This window comes from Ruminiclostridium hungatei (genome assembly GCF_002051585.1).
Classification (GTDB): domain Bacteria; phylum Bacillota; class Clostridia; order Acetivibrionales; family DSM-1351; genus Ruminiclostridium; species Ruminiclostridium hungatei.
Map to the genome: position 1 here is coordinate 227,675 of NZ_MZGX01000001.1, position 18,042 is coordinate 245,716.

Annotated in this window: 19 protein-coding genes and 1 tRNA gene; 15 read left to right on the forward strand and 5 right to left on the reverse strand. The window is 42.6% G+C overall.

All coding sequences use genetic code 11. The features are described 5' to 3' along the window. The first annotated feature begins 213 nt into the window (after nucleotides 1-213). Nucleotides 214-405 (forward strand): hypothetical protein, encoded by a 192-nt coding sequence (locus tag CLHUN_RS01220; protein ID WP_080062746.1) that lies wholly within the window; start codon nucleotides 214-216, stop codon nucleotides 403-405. After that, nucleotides 406-990: a tyrosine-type recombinase/integrase gene (locus CLHUN_RS01225; protein ID WP_080062747.1), complete on the forward strand. Its 585-nt coding sequence runs from the start codon at nucleotides 406-408 to the stop codon at nucleotides 988-990. 35 nt (nucleotides 991-1,025) lie between these two features. Here CLHUN_RS01225 and CLHUN_RS01230 read toward each other — a convergent pair whose 3' ends face one another. From CLHUN_RS01230 to CLHUN_RS01240, 3 genes are all read right to left on the reverse strand, one after another. Continuing rightward, the gene (locus CLHUN_RS01230) at nucleotides 1,026-1,289 is read right to left on the reverse strand and encodes a hypothetical protein (protein ID WP_080062748.1); all 264 of its coding nucleotides are present in this window, start codon (nucleotides 1,287-1,289) and stop codon (nucleotides 1,026-1,028) included. An 11-nt stretch (nucleotides 1,290-1,300) separates the two neighbouring features. Then, on the reverse strand, nucleotides 1,301-2,548 hold the full coding sequence (locus tag CLHUN_RS01235; RefSeq protein WP_080062749.1) for a DNA polymerase Y family protein: 1,248 nt from the start codon (nucleotides 2,546-2,548) through the stop codon (nucleotides 1,301-1,303). A gap of 417 nt (nucleotides 2,549-2,965) precedes the next feature. Continuing rightward, nucleotides 2,966-3,041 (reverse strand) — tRNA-Trp (locus tag CLHUN_RS01240). Between the two features lie 256 nt (nucleotides 3,042-3,297). Between CLHUN_RS01240 and CLHUN_RS01245 the strand changes: the two genes are divergently transcribed. From CLHUN_RS01245 to cls, 13 genes are all read left to right on the forward strand, one after another. Continuing rightward, the gene (locus CLHUN_RS01245) at nucleotides 3,298-4,044 is read left to right on the forward strand and encodes a DUF881 domain-containing protein (protein ID WP_080062750.1); all 747 of its coding nucleotides are present in this window, start codon (nucleotides 3,298-3,300) and stop codon (nucleotides 4,042-4,044) included. Then, nucleotides 4,022-4,723: a DUF881 domain-containing protein gene (locus CLHUN_RS01250; protein ID WP_080062751.1), complete on the forward strand. Its 702-nt coding sequence runs from the start codon at nucleotides 4,022-4,024 to the stop codon at nucleotides 4,721-4,723. The genes CLHUN_RS01245 and CLHUN_RS01250 overlap by 23 nt, the downstream gene beginning before the upstream one ends. A 145-nt stretch (nucleotides 4,724-4,868) precedes the next feature. After that, the gene (gene pdaA / locus CLHUN_RS01255; RefSeq protein WP_080062752.1) at nucleotides 4,869-5,795 is read left to right on the forward strand and encodes a delta-lactam-biosynthetic de-N-acetylase; all 927 of its coding nucleotides are present in this window, start codon (nucleotides 4,869-4,871) and stop codon (nucleotides 5,793-5,795) included. Further along, nucleotides 5,761-6,201 carry a sporulation protein YqfC gene (gene yqfC / locus CLHUN_RS01260; RefSeq protein ID WP_479692011.1) on the forward strand — a complete coding sequence of 147 codons (441 nt, stop codon included), beginning with the start codon at nucleotides 5,761-5,763 and terminating at the stop codon, nucleotides 6,199-6,201. The genes pdaA and yqfC overlap by 35 nt, the downstream gene beginning before the upstream one ends. A gap of 68 nt (nucleotides 6,202-6,269) precedes the next feature. Then, nucleotides 6,270-7,466 carry a sporulation protein YqfD gene (gene yqfD, locus CLHUN_RS01265; protein WP_080062754.1) on the forward strand — a complete coding sequence of 399 codons (1,197 nt, stop codon included), beginning with the start codon at nucleotides 6,270-6,272 and terminating at the stop codon, nucleotides 7,464-7,466. Nucleotides 7,467-7,469: 3 nt separating this feature from the next. Next, nucleotides 7,470-8,447: a PhoH family protein gene (locus CLHUN_RS01270; RefSeq protein WP_080062755.1), complete on the forward strand. Its 978-nt coding sequence runs from the start codon at nucleotides 7,470-7,472 to the stop codon at nucleotides 8,445-8,447. A 76-nt stretch (nucleotides 8,448-8,523) separates the two neighbouring features. Then, the gene (locus CLHUN_RS01275; RefSeq protein ID WP_080062756.1) at nucleotides 8,524-10,794 is read left to right on the forward strand and encodes an HD family phosphohydrolase; all 2,271 of its coding nucleotides are present in this window, start codon (nucleotides 8,524-8,526) and stop codon (nucleotides 10,792-10,794) included. Nucleotides 10,795-10,828: 34 nt separating this feature from the next. Next, on the forward strand, nucleotides 10,829-11,317 hold the full coding sequence (ybeY, locus tag CLHUN_RS01280; RefSeq protein WP_080062757.1) for an rRNA maturation RNase YbeY: 489 nt from the start codon (nucleotides 10,829-10,831) through the stop codon (nucleotides 11,315-11,317). Between the two features lie 41 nt (nucleotides 11,318-11,358). Beyond that, nucleotides 11,359-11,745, forward strand: coding sequence for a diacylglycerol kinase family protein (locus CLHUN_RS01285; protein WP_080062758.1), 387 nt, complete (start codon nucleotides 11,359-11,361; stop codon nucleotides 11,743-11,745). 66 nt (nucleotides 11,746-11,811) lie between these two features. Next, entirely contained in the window at nucleotides 11,812-12,204 is a 393-nt protein-coding gene (locus CLHUN_RS01290) for a cytidine deaminase (RefSeq protein ID WP_080062759.1), read from the forward strand. Nucleotides 12,205-12,234: 30 nt separating this feature from the next. Next, a complete protein-coding gene (gene era / locus CLHUN_RS01295) occupies nucleotides 12,235-13,131 on the forward strand; it encodes a GTPase Era (RefSeq protein ID WP_080062760.1) in 897 nt (298 codons plus the stop codon). A 19-nt stretch (nucleotides 13,132-13,150) separates the two neighbouring features. After that, nucleotides 13,151-13,894 (forward strand): DNA repair protein RecO, encoded by a 744-nt coding sequence (recO, locus tag CLHUN_RS01300; RefSeq protein WP_080062761.1) that lies wholly within the window; start codon nucleotides 13,151-13,153, stop codon nucleotides 13,892-13,894. Between the two features lie 26 nt (nucleotides 13,895-13,920). Then, nucleotides 13,921-15,348 carry a cardiolipin synthase gene (gene cls / locus CLHUN_RS01305; RefSeq protein ID WP_080062762.1) on the forward strand — a complete coding sequence of 476 codons (1,428 nt, stop codon included), beginning with the start codon at nucleotides 13,921-13,923 and terminating at the stop codon, nucleotides 15,346-15,348. Nucleotides 15,349-15,442: 94 nt separating this feature from the next. Here cls and CLHUN_RS01310 read toward each other — a convergent pair whose 3' ends face one another. Together CLHUN_RS01310 and CLHUN_RS01315 are read right to left on the reverse strand one after the other, a co-directional pair. Then, nucleotides 15,443-16,885: an MBOAT family O-acyltransferase gene (locus CLHUN_RS01310; RefSeq protein ID WP_080062763.1), complete on the reverse strand. Its 1,443-nt coding sequence runs from the start codon at nucleotides 16,883-16,885 to the stop codon at nucleotides 15,443-15,445. Continuing rightward, nucleotides 16,875-17,945, reverse strand: coding sequence for a hypothetical protein (locus CLHUN_RS01315; RefSeq protein ID WP_080062764.1), 1,071 nt, complete (start codon nucleotides 17,943-17,945; stop codon nucleotides 16,875-16,877). The genes CLHUN_RS01310 and CLHUN_RS01315 overlap by 11 nt, the downstream gene beginning before the upstream one ends. Between the last annotated feature and the right edge of the window lie 97 nt (nucleotides 17,946-18,042).

Here is an 18,042-nt window from a genome sequence, read left to right on the forward strand (position 1 = left end):
TTAAGTTTTTATATTTATTTTATTATATATTACTAAGGGTATATACCTTCTCCTTCTCCTAACCTACTATATTTAAATATAGTATATATTATATATGTAGGTTAACGGCGTTTTGCGGTGAAATGCGGCGTTCTTCGGTGATGTTCGGTGATTGTCGGTGATGTTCGGCGTTTTGCGGTGTTACAAATATTTACAGTGAAAGGATGTGATTCTATGACGAATGCACAGGCTCAGGGATATGCTGTTGTAGCGTTAAGCCGGTTAATTGCAGCAGGACGCATTAAAGGCAATCGGGCAGAATTATGCCGCCTGCTCGACCGGAAGATGTATGATCTGATGGATATCATGTTTGAAGAAGAGGCCGAGGAAAAAGCCGGAAGAATTTTAGAGGGGAGAGTGGTTTAAATGCTTAAACTACCAAAAATTATTGACCAAAAGTCTGTCAAAAAAATGCTGGCACAGATCAACGCCGACTGCCCAACCGGCGCCAGAAACTATGCAATAATCATTATGATGTATCGTGCTGGCCTGCGTGTACAGGAGATATGCGATTTAGGTTTATCTGACTGCAATTTTGAAACGGGGCTAATATACGTCCAGCAGGGCAAAGGTGGCAAGGACCGGTATGTGCCTATGGATGATGACATTGAAAAATCATTAAAGGCCTGGTTTGCTGTCCGGCCAGAAAGCCAGTTAGTATTTTGCACGCTTGAAGGCGGTCAGTTGATGCAGAGATACATTAGGGAAGTCTGCTACAGAATATCTGAGAAAGCCGGCGTATTTATCCAGGACGGCGCTGTAAAAAAGCCTGTAAGCCCTCATAAGCTTAGACATACCTTTTTGACAGAGGTTTTGAGAGAAGGCACTGTAAACATCCGAGAGGTGCAGGAGCTGGCCGGACACAGTAGCTTAAACACAACAATGGTATATACCCATGTGGTTATGGATGAGCTGCAGGAGAAAATTAAGAAAAGGAAGGGAATTACCTGATTTAGTCGACATGAGAGAATTCCCAACGCTTGGAATTACATTTTGTATAGAAACCACTTGCAAGAAGCAATCTCATACTTCAACTCATATATTTTTTCTGTATTGTCAACAACGCTTTGACATTTATATAAATACATACGGTTTCCTGCAATCTTCTCTTCCTCCACAGTTATGATTCTGCCCACTCTTATTATAATGCAATCATCACCGTCGGATGCAAACTTAAATTTAACAGGATTAGGTTTTCCTGCCGTTGTAAACCACGCTATCATTTCTACCGGCCTCATTAAAACTTTCATTCTGCACCTACCTATAATATACTGGTCATCATTGTATACTCTTCTGCCGGAACTCCTCCACTTACAGGAGAATATCCGGAATGTAAAAAACAGGAACGAAACACGGACCGGGTTCCATGCTGCATACGGATACTATCTATGGCAGCATCCAGTTGCTTTTTCTTCTCATCGTATTTTTCAAATAATGACAGCTGTACAAAATCATTTCCGCAAAACTCACTAACTCTTACTCCAAGTTTACGTATATTTTGCCCTTGCCATAACTGATTGAAGAGCATGCATGCAGCCTGATATATATCATTAGTACAATCGGTAGCAGCGGCGAATTTGTGCTGGTGCCCGCAGTGTACAAATTCATTACTGGTTATTGATACAGCAACCAAACGTGCACAGTATTTTGCTTGCCTGAGTCTCATACAAACGGTTTCTGTGAGGGATAATAGCACTTTATATGCATCTTCTCTGCTGTCTACATCATGTCCGATAGTTGTGGAATTTCCAATGCCTTTCATAGGCGGACGGCCGTCAGAAGCAACATCTGAGCTTTCGATTCCGTTTGCATACTCGCGCATAACTTTCCCGTAACTTTTAAAATAATACGACAGAACTGAAGGGTCTGCCTGAGCTAACTGCCCAATAGTGTATATCCCAAGTTTATGCAATTTAGGGATAGTAGCACGTCCTATTCCATACAGGTCACCTACCGGTAAGGGCCACATTTTTTTAGGTATTTCATCCTTCCACAACGTATGTACCATATCCGGTTTCTTTAAATCTCCTGCGATTTTAGCAAGCAGTTTGTTGTTGGATATACCGATATTTACTGTAAATCCCAACTCCTGCTTTATCCGGTCCTTGATTGTATGAGCAGCAGCAGCAGGGTCGGGCCAAATACGCTCCATACATGTGAAATCCAGAAAGCATTCATCAATACTAAAAATTTGGATATTAGGTGAGTACTCTTCTAAGAGCCGTATCATAGCTGCACTGCATTGCATATAGAGGTCATACCTGGGTGGAACGACGACTATACTTGGACACCGTTGCCGTACTGCATAAAGAGATTCACCAGTCTGTATTTGATAAGCTTTAGCTGGAATGCTCTTGGCCAAAACAATTCCATGCCTGGAAGTCTCATCGCCGCCCACGACAGAGGGTATCTTCCGGAGATCAACAGTATCTCCGTGTTGAAGTCTCCATGTGGCCTCCCAAGATAAATATGCACTATTAACATCGATATGAAAAATAATCCTATCCATAAAATTAGCCACCATTCCAGAACGTTTGTTCGATTTTATTATATGATGGGAAGGTGAAATTATCAATAGAATTAAATACCATAGGAATAATTACCAGAAATGAGCAAACAAAAAGCGGCAGCCGTAGCTCCGCTTTTTGCTCCCATCCCTTAAAACCTCAAGAGAGAAGGAATCCTGTTTTTGGGATAATAAAATTATAACAAAGCTTGTATTGTTTGGCAACATATAGTAGATTTATAATATAAATTGCATAAGAACAGTTAGAGAAATAAAAGAAAATTCGCAAAGGAATATTTGATGTATTCAGATGTATTTTAATGAATAGCCTGTCAACAAAGCGTCAACAAGCAACTTTATGTGAATTAAACTGATAACATAAGAAAAGCCCAGAACCATTGAAATTCTGGACTTTTTACTTGGCAGGGGAGACAGGACTTGAACCCGCAGCCGACGGTTTTGGAGACCGCTACTCTACCAATTGCGCTACTCCCCTAAGACGAATATTAGTATACAATACAGCTTGTACACTTGTCAATGGCTAAACTGAGAATTAGACTGAATTAAACTGAGAACCTGGTTTGGCGAGAAAGAGGAAGCTAATTTCCAATTTTCGACTCTGTTATTTCCAGTATTTATAAAAATATTGCTCCTTGGCTTGAAAAAGGGTATTATTAAAAGTAGAATATTTTAAGAAATAAAACGGCAGAATAAATGGTTTGGCAAATTAAGAAACTTAAAATGAGGCAGCTATGAAATTTAAGGACAATTTATTTATTCTATTTATAATATTTTTACTGCTGGGTACTCTGGCCACCATCCAGATCAGGAGTACCATGGGTATGCAGCGTCAGAACGCTGAAATCCTGGATCTGAACAAATTAATGGGACAGCTTGATTCCAGAACAAAACAGGGAGAAGCCTACAAGGCGGATATAGCCAAGCTGGAAAATGATATGGAAGCCTTTATAAAAGCTTCTTCCAATAACATTGCCAATGCTGAATCCAAGCAGGAGCTTGATAAATTGAGATTGATATGCGGCCTTACGGATGTGAGGGGTAATGGAGTGGTGGTAACCCTGAACGATGCAAATGAAGCGTATGCCGCAAGAGCAGGGGATGATTCCGTTATGGATTACATTATCCATGACCTGGATATCCTGCATGTTGTGAATCATTTGAGAATGGGCGGAGCACAGGCCATAGCCATAAATAATGAACGCATAATTTCCACCAGCGAGCAGGTATGTGCAGGGCCTACCATAAAAGTCAACAGCAATCGATACGCGGTTCCATATGAAATAAAAGCAATCGGTGATTCTGATGAGCTTTACAATACCCTTAAGGACAGCGGAATCCTTGATGAAATGACCACCCTCGGCAAGAGAGTGAGCATAACCAGGGAAAAAGATATTGAAATTCCCAAGTTTTCCAACGACATCAGCAGGTTGATTTCAAAATTGGAGGTTGTAAATAATGAAAGCAAAAAGGGTAAGTAGAAATATATCGATAGCATTAATATGCGTTATTTTGGGGCTGGCATTGTCCTGGCAGTTTCAGAGCATCAGGAACAATGCGAAGGTAATGAATCTCGAAAGCCAGAAAAAGGATGACCTTGTAGTCAAAATACTTAACGAGCAGAAAAACAACGAAAACCTGCGGGCAAAGCTTACCGAACTTCAGACGCAGCTTGACAAATTTGAAAATGCAAGAGGAAATTCCGATGAAAACTTAAAACTGCTGACGGATGAAATCCAGAAGCTCAGAACGGTTGCAGGCTTGACGGATGTCAAGGGCAGGGGTGTCATAGTGACCTTCGCAAAGGAAGACGCCATAAATGTGGAGGATGACGACCTCCTGTTCGTGCTCAATGAACTCAGGGCCACAGATGCACAGGCACTGGCCATCAATGACCAGCGGATAATTGACACCACTGAGGTAAGAGTTGCCGGAGGGTACATCATGGTTAACGGCAGGCATGTAACACCGCCTTATGTCATAAAGGCCATTGTTGACCCGGATAATGCAGTAAACGCGTTGAATATGATAGGGGGCTCCCTTGAAAAAATAAGGCTTTTTATTGATGTGAAGGTTGAAAAATCCAATAATCTTGAAATTCCCAAAATAAGTGAGGAACTCATAAGAACGGACAAATTGAAGCAGGCGGAAAAGGATTGACAGGCATAAGCCGGGGAGCTCGGGAGTGTGATAAAACATCATGCTCCCGGGCTCTTTTTTTGTTCTCAAATACACAGAAAGCTTATATAAATAAATATGAATATTTTTTTATAATGCACTAATTACGTCAATGGGGGTAATTGAATTGAGGATAAAAAAGATAATGGCCATATTTGCAGTATTGATTATATGTGCTCTGCTATTTGATTATTTTGTTATACACAAGGACAGTACGGGCATAAATTCAGGACTGTCCGACCTGGGAGGCGTATACAGTGCCAGCAGCAGGAATGTTGACTATTCCACGGAGCTGACAGGCAAGGTTATAGACGAAGTAAGTTCCGCCATGGAAGACGATTCCTCCAGGCAGACAGTATTTTCCTACGAGCAGAAAAGGTGCTGGGGAATTTCACGCCAGCCCAACGGCCAGACTCCCAGAGCCGATCCGGGTGCTGATGACATACTTAAAAAATATGGAGGAAAATACGTGGGAGATGTAACCAGGAACATCATTTACCTGACCTTTGATGAAGGGTATGAAAACGGCTATACCTCCAAAATTCTGGACACTCTCAGGGAGAATAACGTGAAAGCCGCATTCTTTATTACAGGCCCGTATCTGAATGAGCATCAGGATTTGGTCAGAAGAATGGTAGAGGAGGGCCATACTGTGGGCAACCATACCATCCATCATCCAAGCCTGCCTGAAAAGGATGATTCTCAGATAGAGGAAGAAGTCCTTGGTCTGGAAAGAGCCTTTTCAGAAAAATTCGGTGCAAAGATGAAATTCCTCCGTCCACCCAAGGGGGAGTACAGTGAACGCAGTCTGAGCATCACAAGCAAGCTCGGCTACTGCAACCTCTTTTGGAGCTTTGCGTATGATGACTGGCACAGGGATAAAATACGCGGGCCTGAATATGCGTATAAAAAGGTTATAAGCAATCTGCATAACGGAGAAATATTACTGCTGCATGCTGTATCAAAAGACAATGCAGATGCACTGGACATGATAATAAAGGGCTGCAGGGCAAGCGGCTTTGAATTCGGAAATGTGGAAGAACTGGCAGATTGAGTGCGAAGTACATAGCTGCTTTAAAATTTTAGGTTCTACTGTAAAGAGAGGCAGGAATCCCATGAAAGGTAAAGCTTTGCACAAGGGAAAGAATATGGCGGGGGCAGGGAAAAAGGATAAAAAGCTGAAACCGGTGAAAAAACCCAACCTTAAGGAAAGAGTCACCGAGGTGCTGGAGCTCCCGAAGGAAATAGTTCTGAACATGCCCAAGCTGACCATGCTGGGCAACGGAGATCTGATTGTTGAAAACTATAAGGGTATTTTGGAATACGACGAAGGAATCATAAGGCTGAACACAGCTTCCGGAATCATCAGGGTAACCGGAGCAGACATTTACATAAAAGAAATAACAATGGAAAGCATTATGATTTTCGGGAATATTCAATCACTGGAATTTACGAAATAAACGGATTTACCACTATTTGCTTGCGTGCGGACAATTTGCAGCCGGTTGGTGCGCAGATAGGAGAATACATGTTAATTTGGAGATTATGGAATTATATAAACGGATATGTTATTATTATTGTTGAAGGATACTTTTTGGAAAAGTTTATTAACATATGTACCCATAGAAATATACGCCTATGGAATGTAAAGTGGCAGAAGAACAGCAGGGTGTCCATGAAGCTCAGCATTGCCGATTACAAGCAGATAAGGCCTGTTGTCAGAAAGACCCGCTGCAAGGTACATATAACAAAACGAAAAGGAGTTCCCTTCATTTTAAACAGGTATAGAAACCGGAAGGCTTTTGTAATAGGCTCGGTTGTTTGTATAATTGCCTTTTTCCTGATATCCTCCTTTGTATGGGATATATCGGTATACGGAAACACAAATGTATCAACGGAATCCATACTTGAAAGATTAAAGGAAAATGGTATAGAAAACGGCGTCCTGAAATTCAAAGTCAATACCGATGAGGTTGCTGAAAACATGATGCTGCAAATAAACGACCTGGCCAGGATAAGCGTGGTACTTAAAGGAACCAGGGTTTATGTGGACGTTACGGAAAGGACCAAGCCTCCCGTATTGATTGACAGGCGTATTCCATGTAATATAGTGGCCGCCAGGGATGGAGTCATTTATTCCATAGTGGCCAAGGAAGGACTTGAAACCGTAAAAGTTGGTGATACTGTTACGAAGGGCCAGTTGCTGATTACAGGGAAAATAGACAATGTCAAAAATCCTGAACTGCCTCCGCTGATTGTGCATTCAATCGGAAGCGTGAAGGCCAGAACCTGGTATGAAGCAACTGCAAAAGTGGAACAAAACCTGGTGACGGCAAAAAGGACGGGTATGAAAAAGGAACAATACTCCCTTATTTTGTTTTCAAGAAAATTCAAATTATTTCATGGAAAGATTCCATATAATAATTCTGAACATGTGGAAGTTAAAAAAAAGCTGACCCTTGGAGCAAACTTTGCTCTGCCTTTTGAAATGCTGGTAGACGAGTATTATGAATATGAGCTTGAAAACAATAAGATAGACGTGGCCACCGCAAAGAAGCTGGCCTCGGAAAAGGCGGTTGAACTGGCGCAAAAACAGATTCCCATGCATGCAGAAGTGCTTAAGAAAAACATAGTGGAATACGAGGACGAGAATGGCAAAGCGGTCAGAGCAATAATAGAATGTATAGAGGATATAGGAATTACACAGGAGATTGGAGGAATGTGATACTTGGCTGACATTACAGAGAAGAGCATAGATTTTTACAGTATAGAGTACGCAATGAATATTTTCGGAAATTATGACGAAAATATCAAGATTATAGAAGACGCCTTCCAGGTGAAGGTGCTTACCAGAGGAACCTCCATTGCAATAAGCGGGGAGGCCGGGAATGTTGAGAAGGCTGAAATAATAGTGACAAAGCTTTTAAACATTGCAAAGCAGGGAGAATCCATAACAAGACAAAATGTTTTATACCTGGTTGGCCTTACAAATGAAAATAAGATAGAAAAGGCTGATGAAATCATACAGGACTATGTCTGCCTTACAGCAAAAGGAAAGCAGATTAAGTATAAAACCCATGGACAAAAGCTGTATTTTAATGCCATAAAGAAAAATGACATAGTATTTGGTATAGGGCCTGCAGGAACAGGAAAAACCTTTCTGGCAGTTGCAATGGCTGTCACGGCCTTCAGAAACAAGGAGGTTGACAGGATTATCCTCACAAGGCCGGCGGTGGAAGCAGGTGAAAAGCTTGGCTTTCTCCCGGGGGATCTTCAAAACAAGGTTGACCCGTATTTGAGGCCATTATACGACGGCCTGTACGAAATAATGGGTGCCGACCTGTATATGAAATACCTTGAAAGAGGCATGATCGAGATAGCGCCTCTGGCATATATGAGAGGAAGAACTCTTGACAATTCCTTCATTATTCTTGACGAGGCTCAGAATACAACTCCTGAACAGATGAAGATGTTCCTTACCAGGATAGGCTTCAATTCCAAAGCTGTCATAACCGGAGACATAACCCAGGTGGATTTGCCGGGAGACAAAAAGTCTGGTCTCAGGGAAGTTACCGGCATATTAAAGGATGTGGACGGCATAGAATTTGTTTACCTCACCGAAAAGGACGTTGTAAGACATGAGCTTGTACAGAAAATAATTGTTGCATATGATAAACATGATAATAAAAGCAGCACAAAGCCCTAGCCGGACAGTATTTTGTCCCGCTGAACGAAAAGAGCACGAAAACAAGTGGTAGTGGATTTTTCTGGGGGATAAGCAAATGAAGAAAAATAAGAAGAACAGCAGCAAACTTAAAAGGATTGCCCGGAATATTAATGTTCAAAGAATATTTCTGGTAATGGTCACGGTTATAATAGCATTTCTGATTATTGAATCAGGTGCTCAGCCCACAAAATACAAATTGAGCGTGGGAGAGGTTTCACGCTATGATATTACCGCGCCAAGGGACATTGTAAACGAGGTCCTTACAGAGCAGAACAGAATAGCTGCCATGGAAAACGTACAGCCTGTTACAAAGGAAGACACAAAAGCCTTTGGTGAAGTGTTTTATAAAAAGGATGATTTTTTCAAGGCTGTCAGCAGTGCCAGGTCAGGCGTTGATAAATATTTAAAAGACATGGGAGTGTCGGCAAAGGATGAGAATTTTTCTCAATACCTGAAGGATGCCCAGAACAGTGCTCTTTCATCCTTTTCGGCACAGATAAAAGGGCAGGGCATCAACCTGTCCCAGGATCAGATGAGCTATCTCATAAACAAGGCCGCCGACAGCGACCTGGAAACCTTTGAGGAGCTGACCCGTCAGCTTATTTCAGAATCCATGGCCGAAGAGGTTACCGAAAGCAATCTTGCATTGCATTTACATAGATTGCAGAACAGCTACCAGAGCGAGCAGGGTATAAGCCAGGAATTGAAGAACATAGGAGAACTGCTTGTCAGAAGCATTCTGAAGCCAAACAGGGTCATTGATGCCGAGGCTACCGCAAAGAAGAAAGAAGAAGCCTATAATGACAATGCCAATATTGTTAAAATAAAAAAGGAATCCAGGATACTAAGCTTCGGAGACATAGTTTCGGCTGACAAGCTAAAGCTGCTGGAAGAGCTGAACCTGCTTGAAACAAACGGGAGGTACGACTATCTGTTTTCAACAGGCATCATGTTTGTGATACTGTTTCTTACCGTACTGACGGCGCTGTTTCTGAAAAAGTATAACAGGGAGAGCTACAACAGACGGAAAGATATACTTTTAATATGCCTGATTGTTACTATTATCCTGGTATTGGCCCGGTATCTGGTTGTTTTTTATGACGGTCTGGTAATACCTATATTTGTGGGAACCATGCTGGTTGCTACTCTGGTGAATGTTGAAACAGCGGTTGTCATAAACTGTGTATTAGCCGTGGGCATTTCAATAATGTCCAAGGGAGATTATAAATTCCTGTACATGGGACTGGTTTGCGGGGTTATTTCAGCCTTCATGGTATCAAAGGCAAATCAGCGCAGCAGGATGTCAATGAACGGAGTACTGCTGGGCTTTATAAATGTAGCCTTTATTGTATGCCTGGATTTTATAAACAGAAGTGATTCAAGGTCCATTCTCACCGACAGCATTGTAGTCTTTTTGAACGGTTTTGTCTCAATGATTCTCACCATTGGATTTCTGCCGTTTCTGGAGAGCGCATTTAATATAGTAACACCCTTGAAGCTGCTGGAGTTGTCCGATCCCAACCACCCCTTGCTGAAAAAGCTGTTAATAGAAGCTCCGGGAACCTATCATCACAGTCTTATGGTGGGTAACCTGGCTGAAATAGCTACCGAGGATCTGGGCGGAAATGCCTTGCTGGCAAGAACAGGGGCGTATTTTCATGATGTTGGCAAGCTCAAAAGACCTGACTTTTTCAAGGAAAACCAACTGACTGAAAATCCTCATGACAGGATGACTCCGCATCTCAGCACCCTTGTCATTACCTCACATACCAAGGATGGTCTGGATATAGCCGCCAAATACAAGCTTCCCCAAGTCATACTGGATATTATCAAACAGCATCATGGAACCACGCTGGTAGCTTATTTTTACCACAAAGCCCTTAAAGCCGCTGAAGGTGAGGCGGAGGTAAAGCAGCAGGAATTCAGGTACGAAGGCCCGAAGCCACAGTCCAGGGAGGCTGCCGTAGTAATGCTGGCAGATTCTGTGGAAGCGGCCGTAAGATCCATGACTGACAAAACAGAGGCTAAGATAGAAGCACTGATAAGAAAAATAATAAAGGATAAGCTGGATGACGGTCAACTGGATAACTGCCGGCTGACTCTGAACGACCTGGATATGGTTGCAGGTTCCTTTATGCGGGTATTAAGCGGATATTTTCATGCAAGGGAACAATACCCTGAAATAAAGGAAGCTATGGCTGGAGAAAATAACAGGCATATGGACAGGGCACCGGAACAAAGCTCCTCCGTTGAAGCGGCAGATTCCTCTGCTTCGACCCGTGACACGGAACCCGGGGCAGCGAGGGAAGCGGAGAGACCCAGATAAAACAAAGGAAGATTTGAAAAGGAGAAAGCAGGTTTTGATAATAATTGAAAATGAGCAGGATAAGGTTGATATTACAGAAACTATGAATAAATTGATTGAAGATACCATAGAGCGTTGTATGAAGGCTGAAAAGCTGGACACCGCCTACGAGGTAAGTGTTTTAATAGTGGATGACCGGGAAATAAGGGCCATCAACAAGGAACACAGGGCCATAGACAAGGCCACGGATGTGCTTTCCTTTCCTATGGCGGAATTTGTCAAGGGCGAACTTGTTTCGGACGAAGGCGATTATGATCCGGAGTTTGATGAATTGATGCTGGGTGATATAATTATATCTGCTGAAACTGCAAAAAGGCAGTCACAGGAGTACGGACACAGCTTTGAAAGAGAACTGGCCTTTTTGACGGCACATTCCTGCTTCCATCTGCTGGGCTATGACCACATGGAAGAGGATGAGGAAAAAATCATGATAGGCAAGCAGGAAAGTGTACTTTGTCAGATGGGCTTGATGAGAGGTGTTTGATTTAGCTGCGTGAAATATAAATCGCAGATATGGAGAACTGTATGAAAAATAGAAATCTGTTGGAGAGCTTTAAGAACGCTTTTCAGGGCGTGTGGCATACTTTGGTGAATGAAAAGAATATGAAAATCCATCTGGCTGCTGCTGCAATGGTGATTATAGTTGCTCTCTGGCTGGGAGTAAGCAAAATAGAAATGACCGTACTGTGTGTCACAATTGCAATGGTTATTTGTTTTGAACTGATAAACACGGCTATGGAGGTCATGGTCAACATAATAGTTGATGTATATCATCCCAAGGCCAAAATAATCAAGGATGTATCAGCAGGCGCAGTTTTTGTATCGGCATTATTCAGTATTGCAGTTGGGGTAATAATCCTGGGAGATAAGCTCCTGATAAGGCTCCAGAGTTTGTATGGCCTTTTGAAATAAGTGTCAGGCGTTTTTGCTCTACATACCGGCAGTATAGATGCTGGAAATATGGAAAGGACGTAATATATGATTACAGATGAAGCACTGATTGAGCAGGCCAGGCAGGCTATGACAAATGCATATGTACCATATTCAAAATTCCATGTGGGGGCTGCCCTGCTTACAAAGACAGGAAAGGTATATACCGGCTGCAATGTGGAAATCGCCTCCTTTGGAGCAACTAACTGCGCCGAACGGACAGCGGTATGGAAGGCGGTATCTGAAGAAGGCAGGCTGGAGATTGAGAAGATTGCAATAGTGAGTGATGATCCCGGCTACATATATCCCTGCGGTATATGCAGGCAGGTGCTTGCTGAATTTGCCGATGATGAGATGCAAATAATAGCCACGAATAAAAGCGGAGAATACAGGGTTGTCCGGTTTGGAGACATCCTTCCCAATGCGTTCCGCAGCTTTTAAATATAAATTACCATTTTTGGAGGATATATAATGTCGTTTAAGTCAGGTTTTGTTTCAGTAATAGGAAGACCAAATGTAGGAAAATCAACGCTGTTGAATGCCTTGACAGGGCAGAAAATAGCTATAATGTCCGATAAGCCTCAGACCACAAGGAATACCATCAGAGGTGTAATCACAGAGGAGGAATACCAACTGGTGCTTATTGATACTCCGGGTATTCACAAGCCAAAGACCAAGCTGGGGCAATATATGGTGAATGTGGCTTCCGAAACCATGAAGGAGGTAGATTTGATACTGTTTATTGCTGATGCCACAGAGTCTGCCGGAAATCTTGATACTGGCATAATTGAACAGCTAAAGCAGGCTAAAACACCGGTATTTCTTATTCTCAACAAGGTTGACATAGTAAGTAAGGACAAGCTTTTGTCCATCATAGAAAGCTACAGCGGCTTGATGGATTTCAAGGCGGTCATACCGGTATCAGCGCTGAAAAAGGACGGAACGGCTATAATCATAAAGGAAGCCTTGCAGTATATACCGGAGGGGCCCAGGTTTTTCTCGGAGGATACCTTGACTGACCAGCCTGAAAAGGTCATAGCTGCCGAAATGATAAGAGAAAAGGTGCTGCTGAACCTTGAAGATGAGGTGCCCCATGGTGTGGGTGTGGAGGTAATGTCCTTTAAGGAGCGGGAGGACGGTCTTATCAGCATTCAGGCTACAATTTATTGTGAAAAGAACTCACATAAGGGAATCATAATTGGAAAGCAGGGCCAAATGCTCAAAAAGATAGGAAGTGCTTCCAGATATGAAATTGAGAGGTTACTGGACACTAAAATATTCCTGGAATTATGGGTCAAGGTCAAGCCGGACTGGAGAAACAATGACGGCATGCTTAAAAATCTCGGTTATCAAAGCAAGAGACAGTAATTCGGGGGCTGAATAGCAAATGGGTAATGTACATTATAAAGGCATTGTTATAAGAGAAGTGAATACGGGAGAGGCAGACAAGATAGTTACGGTTTTAACTGCGGAGGAGGGCAAGATTTCAGTTGCGGCAAAAAATGCGCGGCGTCCGAAAAACTCCTTGGGCGGCGGTACTCAGTTGCTGTGTTTCAGCGATTATATGCTCTTTAAGGGCAAGGAACTTTACAATATGTCCTGCTGCGAGGTGATTGAGCCCAATTATGAAATCCGGAACGACATATACAAGCTCACCTACAGTTCGCATATTCTTGATCTGATTTCGGACAACGTTCAGGAGGGAGAGCCTTCAGAAGACATTCTGAAGCTTTTGCTGAATACGCTTTATGTTATTTCAAAAACCGACCGTTCGCTGGAGCTGATAACCAGGGTTTTCGAGCTCAGGCTGATGGCCTTGCTGGGCTATGAGCCGCAGGTTTCCGGATGCATAAACTGCAATTCCATCCAGGATGAAAATATGTACTTTGATTTGGACAATTCGGGTATTGTATGCAAGGAATGTGTAAATCCTAACGGAAGAGTGATTCCCCTTTTACCGGGAACAGTAAAGGCTTTGAAATATATTATGAAAATCAGTCCTCAGAAACTCTTCAGCTTTACCCTGTCACAGGAGTCGGTCAAGGAGCTGGGGATAATAGCAAAAGGCTATATAAAAGAGCATTTGGGAAAGGAATATAATAAACTGGATTATCTGAAACAGTTAATGTGATTAATAAAAAAACTCTGGAGTGATATATGAACAATATAGTTTCAACTATTTCCATCATAATCATTGTTATAAATGTTGCATTCATTATCACAGCCGTGTTCTTTGAACGCAAGAAACCTGTCCAGGCTTTGAGCTGGGTCATTACCCTGTCCTTACTGCCCCTGATAGGTTTTTTCCTTTATCTGCTGTTCGGAAGAAGGTCTTACAGGCAATACAGCCACAAGGTATTTAAAAGTTCCGGCAAGATTCCCTATGGGAAAGAAATAAGGGTTCCGGAATATTCCGGTGAGGAGATGAAGCAGTTGATGAGGCTCAATGCTGCAACCTCCAGAAGCCCCTATACCGACAATAATGATGTAATCATATTTACAAGTGCCAGGGATAAATATGCAGAGCTGTTCAAGGATTTGGAGGAAGCCAGGGAGTCAATACATTTGCTTTACTTCATCCTTCAGAATGATAACATAGGCAAAAAGCTCATTGACCTGCTGGCAAAAAAGGCAGGTGAAGGTGTGGAGGTACGGGTTTTGATAGATCATGGCTCTAACCTGTTTATGCCGTTTAGAGCATATTCCTCCATAATTAAAAATGGAGGGGAAGTCTTTAGCTACTTCTCCAATACAATAAATAATTATCTGAAGATAAACTTCAGGAACCACCGTAAAATAGTGGTAGTAGACGGAAAAACAGGCTACACGGGAGGAATAAACATCGGAGACGAGTACCTGGGCTGCCACAAAAAAATAAAACCCTGGAGGGATACCCACCTGAAAATAACCGGCAGCAGCGTCCTTGACCTTCAGCTCAGGTTTATTGAAGATTGGCTGTATGCATCAAAGCAGGCTTCCGAAAAATTTAACAGCCGCAAATATTTTCCTGAGATAGAGAGCCGGAAGAGCACAACAGGAACAACCGGGGTACAGATAGTATCCAGCGGCCCCGATACCAACGGGGAGGAGATAAAGCGGGGGCTGCTGAAATTGATTAATTCCGCAAAGCAGAAAATCCTGATTCAAACCCCCTACTTCGTTCCTGATGCGGCATTTCTGGAAGCTCTTCAGAATGCGGCTTTATCGGGTGTGGAGGTGAGTATTCAGTTGCCTGGAGTGCCTGACAAGCAATACGTATACAAGGCTACCATGTCTTATGTTGCCGATGTGCTGGACTATGGCATAAATATATATATCTATCCAGGATTTCTTCACGCCAAAATGCTGGTGGTGGATGATTTTTGTGCTGCCGTAGGAACGGCGAACATCGACATGAGAAGTTTTTCCCTGAATTTTGAGATAGATGCCTTTATGTATGGGGAGGAAATAGCCGGAAGGTGCACAAATATCTTTAATGGAGATTTAGAAATTTGCAGACCGCTGACCAGAGACGAATTCAACAAAAGAAGCGTTTTTTCCAGGGTGGCCGAAAGTACTTTCAGACTGTTTTCACCAATCTTGTAAAAGGGTGCTGCCATTGTCAGGCAGCACCTCTTCCATAGTAGTTGTATTTTCAGCTTGTTGTTTGTACGGACGCAATTTTCACAGCTCCGCTTTGTTAAAACTGAAAATAAATAAACGAACTGGTGTTAAATACCCCGAACAAAATGAGAAGGATCAGTCCTGCGTAGTATAAGCCCCATCTCACTGCCAAAGGCTTTTTTTCTATTTCCTCGCTTAAAGTTCTGGAACGCTGCAGGAGCTGTACCGCAGTCAGAAAAGCGACAACACAGCAGCAGAGCGCCACCTGATATCTTGTAATACCTGCGCTGCCGAAATTGATGCTCAGGCTGAAATCCGTGAAAATCTTTTTTATGATAAAACGTGCATTGGTAAAAGAGGTGGCTCTGAAAAATATCCACGAAAAGCATATAAGATTAAAGCTTACAAATACCTTTACAAACTTTTGAAGAGCCGGTAGCCTGTCAAGTCGTACAGCATGTGAAAGCTTCTCTCTCAGGCTTCTGGTCAGAAGTGCAAAAACCAGGTAGAACCCGTTCAGCGCACCCCAGATGACATAAGTCCAGGCTGCGCCGTGCCAGAGCCCGCTGAGCAGGAAGACAATCAGCAGGTTTCTGTGCCATTTCCATTTCGCACATCTGCTGCCTCCAAGAGAGATATACACATAGTCGGAAAACCAACTGGACAGGGAAATATGCCAGCGTCGCCAAAATTCAGATATGCTTTTTGAAAAATAGGGGAGCCTGAAGTTCTGCATCAGCTCAATACCCATGATTCTTGACGCACCTCTTGCAATATCCGTGTAGCCAGAAAAGTCGCAATATATCTGAAAAGCAAAGAAATAGGTGGCAATAACCAGGGTCAGCCCGCTTACCGCTTCGGGAGACTTATAGGCGGCATTAACTGCAAGGGCAAGATTATCCGCTATGACCAGCTTTTTGAAAAAACCCCAGGCCATAAGCTTCAACCCATCTACCGTTCGTTTTGTATCAAAGCTGTGTTTCGTGTGAAACTGCCAGAGCATATTCTGAGGGCGCTCTATGGGCCCTGCGACAAGCTGGGGATAATACATGACATACAGGGCGTATATGCCGAAATGCTTCTCGGACTTGTGCTTGCCCCGGTATACTTCAATTATATAGCTCATACTCTGGAAAGTGTGGAAGGAAAGTCCGATGGGCAATATGATGGTCAGGCTGCTGACAGGATAATTCCACCCCAGCATGTGCGCCAGCCTTTCGGCATTTTCATTGAAGAAGTTGAAGTATTTGAAGACAAAAAGTATGCCCACATTGGTCAATATGCTTATAATAAGAAATATACGTTTCCTGCTGCCTTCCAGCTTATCTATCAGTATACCTGCAATATAGTCTATGACAATGGTAAAGCCCAGTATCAGTATATATCTGGGAACAAAGGCCATGTAGAAAAGGCAACTGCTCACCAGCAGCAGGAACCATCTGAGCTTGTGAGGCAGGAGAAAGTAAAGGATAGTTACCACCGGAAAAAATATCATAAATTCTACAGAGTTAAACAGCATCTGGATTCTCCTTGTTAAGCATTATTTTTTTCCATAAATCCTGTGCCATGAATTCATAGCCTTCAGGAAGCAGGTGAACATGGTCTGAAAAGTATTCATATTTGACTTTCTTGTTATAATCAATATAATTTAGCTTTCTATCGCGGAAACACCGGGCTATGCCTGACAGGTTGCTTTGGAATCCGGGTTTTTCTGTAGCTCCGTTTAAAAGCCTGTCATTCATTGCGTTCATAAAATACAGTGTATTTTTCTTCTTCTGATGCTCTGCAATTTTATTCAGGAAGTATATCTGGGGGCTGCTTTCACTGAGGTTGAAGGTCTTGTCGGAATAATACCACCTGTTCTCGGGCAAATTCAGAGTTCTTGGGAGCTTGGGTTTCTTGCTCCAGACCATGATTTCCGATGAGGGCTGGTTCAGCAGGGAATTTGCATTTAACTTTATCTTATTGCTGATGAATCCACTGTAACCTATGGCGGCAAAATAACTGTTAAGTCTGTGGTGAAGCTCTGCTTTGGCAGCAGCCAGGGGGCTCTCCTGCTGGATATGTCCTCTGCTGACCATGGCATCGTAGCTATTCCTGTCCAAATCCTTCAGGTAATGCTTCAGCCAGTAGGCAGGTGTTTTTGCATTTATTTCCCAATAACTGAAATTCAAGATAAGGTTTTCAGTGGATATGCCATATTTGTCAAGCAGCAGCAGCACCGTATAAAAATCGCCGAACATGGAGGAGGGTATTCCCAGGTTGAAGACCCTTACCCTGCTGTTTTTTCCGGCGGCAAGCAGGTTCATGTAGGAACTCATGGTTTTGTCGGGAGGACAGGGAGTACCATAGCCTACCGAATCTCCCACAAAAATAATATATTCCTTCAAGTCCTGTTTATCAATAGTGGCCTTTATCGCTTTCACAGTGGGCTCGATGGCATGCACATTATCCTTGAAGACATCGTAATTCAGCCTGTTATTATAAACAGTACTTTGGGGAAGCAGAAAAATAAGGGATAGCTGCGTCAGCAAGTAGAAAACAGCCAGAAAAAGAAAAAGTTTTTTAATTATTTTCAATGCCGCACCTCGTAGTATATTACAATTATTAAAATTTTTGTAAAATCAAATTAAACCTTACATATTATACTATAATATTTGCCAGGCAGAAAGAATA

What these genes read in the sequence shown, in the direction of transcription:
- CLHUN_RS01220 (WP_080062746.1), top strand. Translation starts at nt 214, where the DNA reads ATGACGAATGCACAGGCTCAGGGATATGCTGTTGTAGCGTTAAGCCGG.
- CLHUN_RS01225 (WP_080062747.1), top strand. Translation starts at nt 406, where the DNA reads ATGCTTAAACTACCAAAAATTATTGACCAAAAGTCTGTCAAAAAAATG.
- CLHUN_RS01230 (WP_080062748.1), bottom strand. Translation starts at nt 1,289, where the DNA reads ATGAAAGTTTTAATGAGGCCGGTAGAAATGATAGCGTGGTTTACAACG.
- CLHUN_RS01235 (WP_080062749.1), bottom strand. Translation starts at nt 2,548, where the DNA reads ATGGATAGGATTATTTTTCATATCGATGTTAATAGTGCATATTTATCT.
- CLHUN_RS01245 (WP_080062750.1), top strand. Translation starts at nt 3,298, where the DNA reads ATGAAATTTAAGGACAATTTATTTATTCTATTTATAATATTTTTACTG.
- CLHUN_RS01250 (WP_080062751.1), top strand. Translation starts at nt 4,022, where the DNA reads ATGAAAGCAAAAAGGGTAAGTAGAAATATATCGATAGCATTAATATGC.
- yqfD (WP_080062754.1), top strand. Translation starts at nt 6,270, where the DNA reads ATGTTAATTTGGAGATTATGGAATTATATAAACGGATATGTTATTATT.
- CLHUN_RS01275 (WP_080062756.1), top strand. Translation starts at nt 8,524, where the DNA reads ATGAAGAAAAATAAGAAGAACAGCAGCAAACTTAAAAGGATTGCCCGG.
- CLHUN_RS01285 (WP_080062758.1), top strand. Translation starts at nt 11,359, where the DNA reads ATGAAAAATAGAAATCTGTTGGAGAGCTTTAAGAACGCTTTTCAGGGC.
- CLHUN_RS01290 (WP_080062759.1), top strand. Translation starts at nt 11,812, where the DNA reads ATGATTACAGATGAAGCACTGATTGAGCAGGCCAGGCAGGCTATGACA.
- era (WP_080062760.1), top strand. Translation starts at nt 12,235, where the DNA reads ATGTCGTTTAAGTCAGGTTTTGTTTCAGTAATAGGAAGACCAAATGTA.
- recO (WP_080062761.1), top strand. Translation starts at nt 13,151, where the DNA reads ATGGGTAATGTACATTATAAAGGCATTGTTATAAGAGAAGTGAATACG.
- cls (WP_080062762.1), top strand. Translation starts at nt 13,921, where the DNA reads ATGAACAATATAGTTTCAACTATTTCCATCATAATCATTGTTATAAAT.
- CLHUN_RS01310 (WP_080062763.1), bottom strand. Translation starts at nt 16,885, where the DNA reads ATGCTGTTTAACTCTGTAGAATTTATGATATTTTTTCCGGTGGTAACT.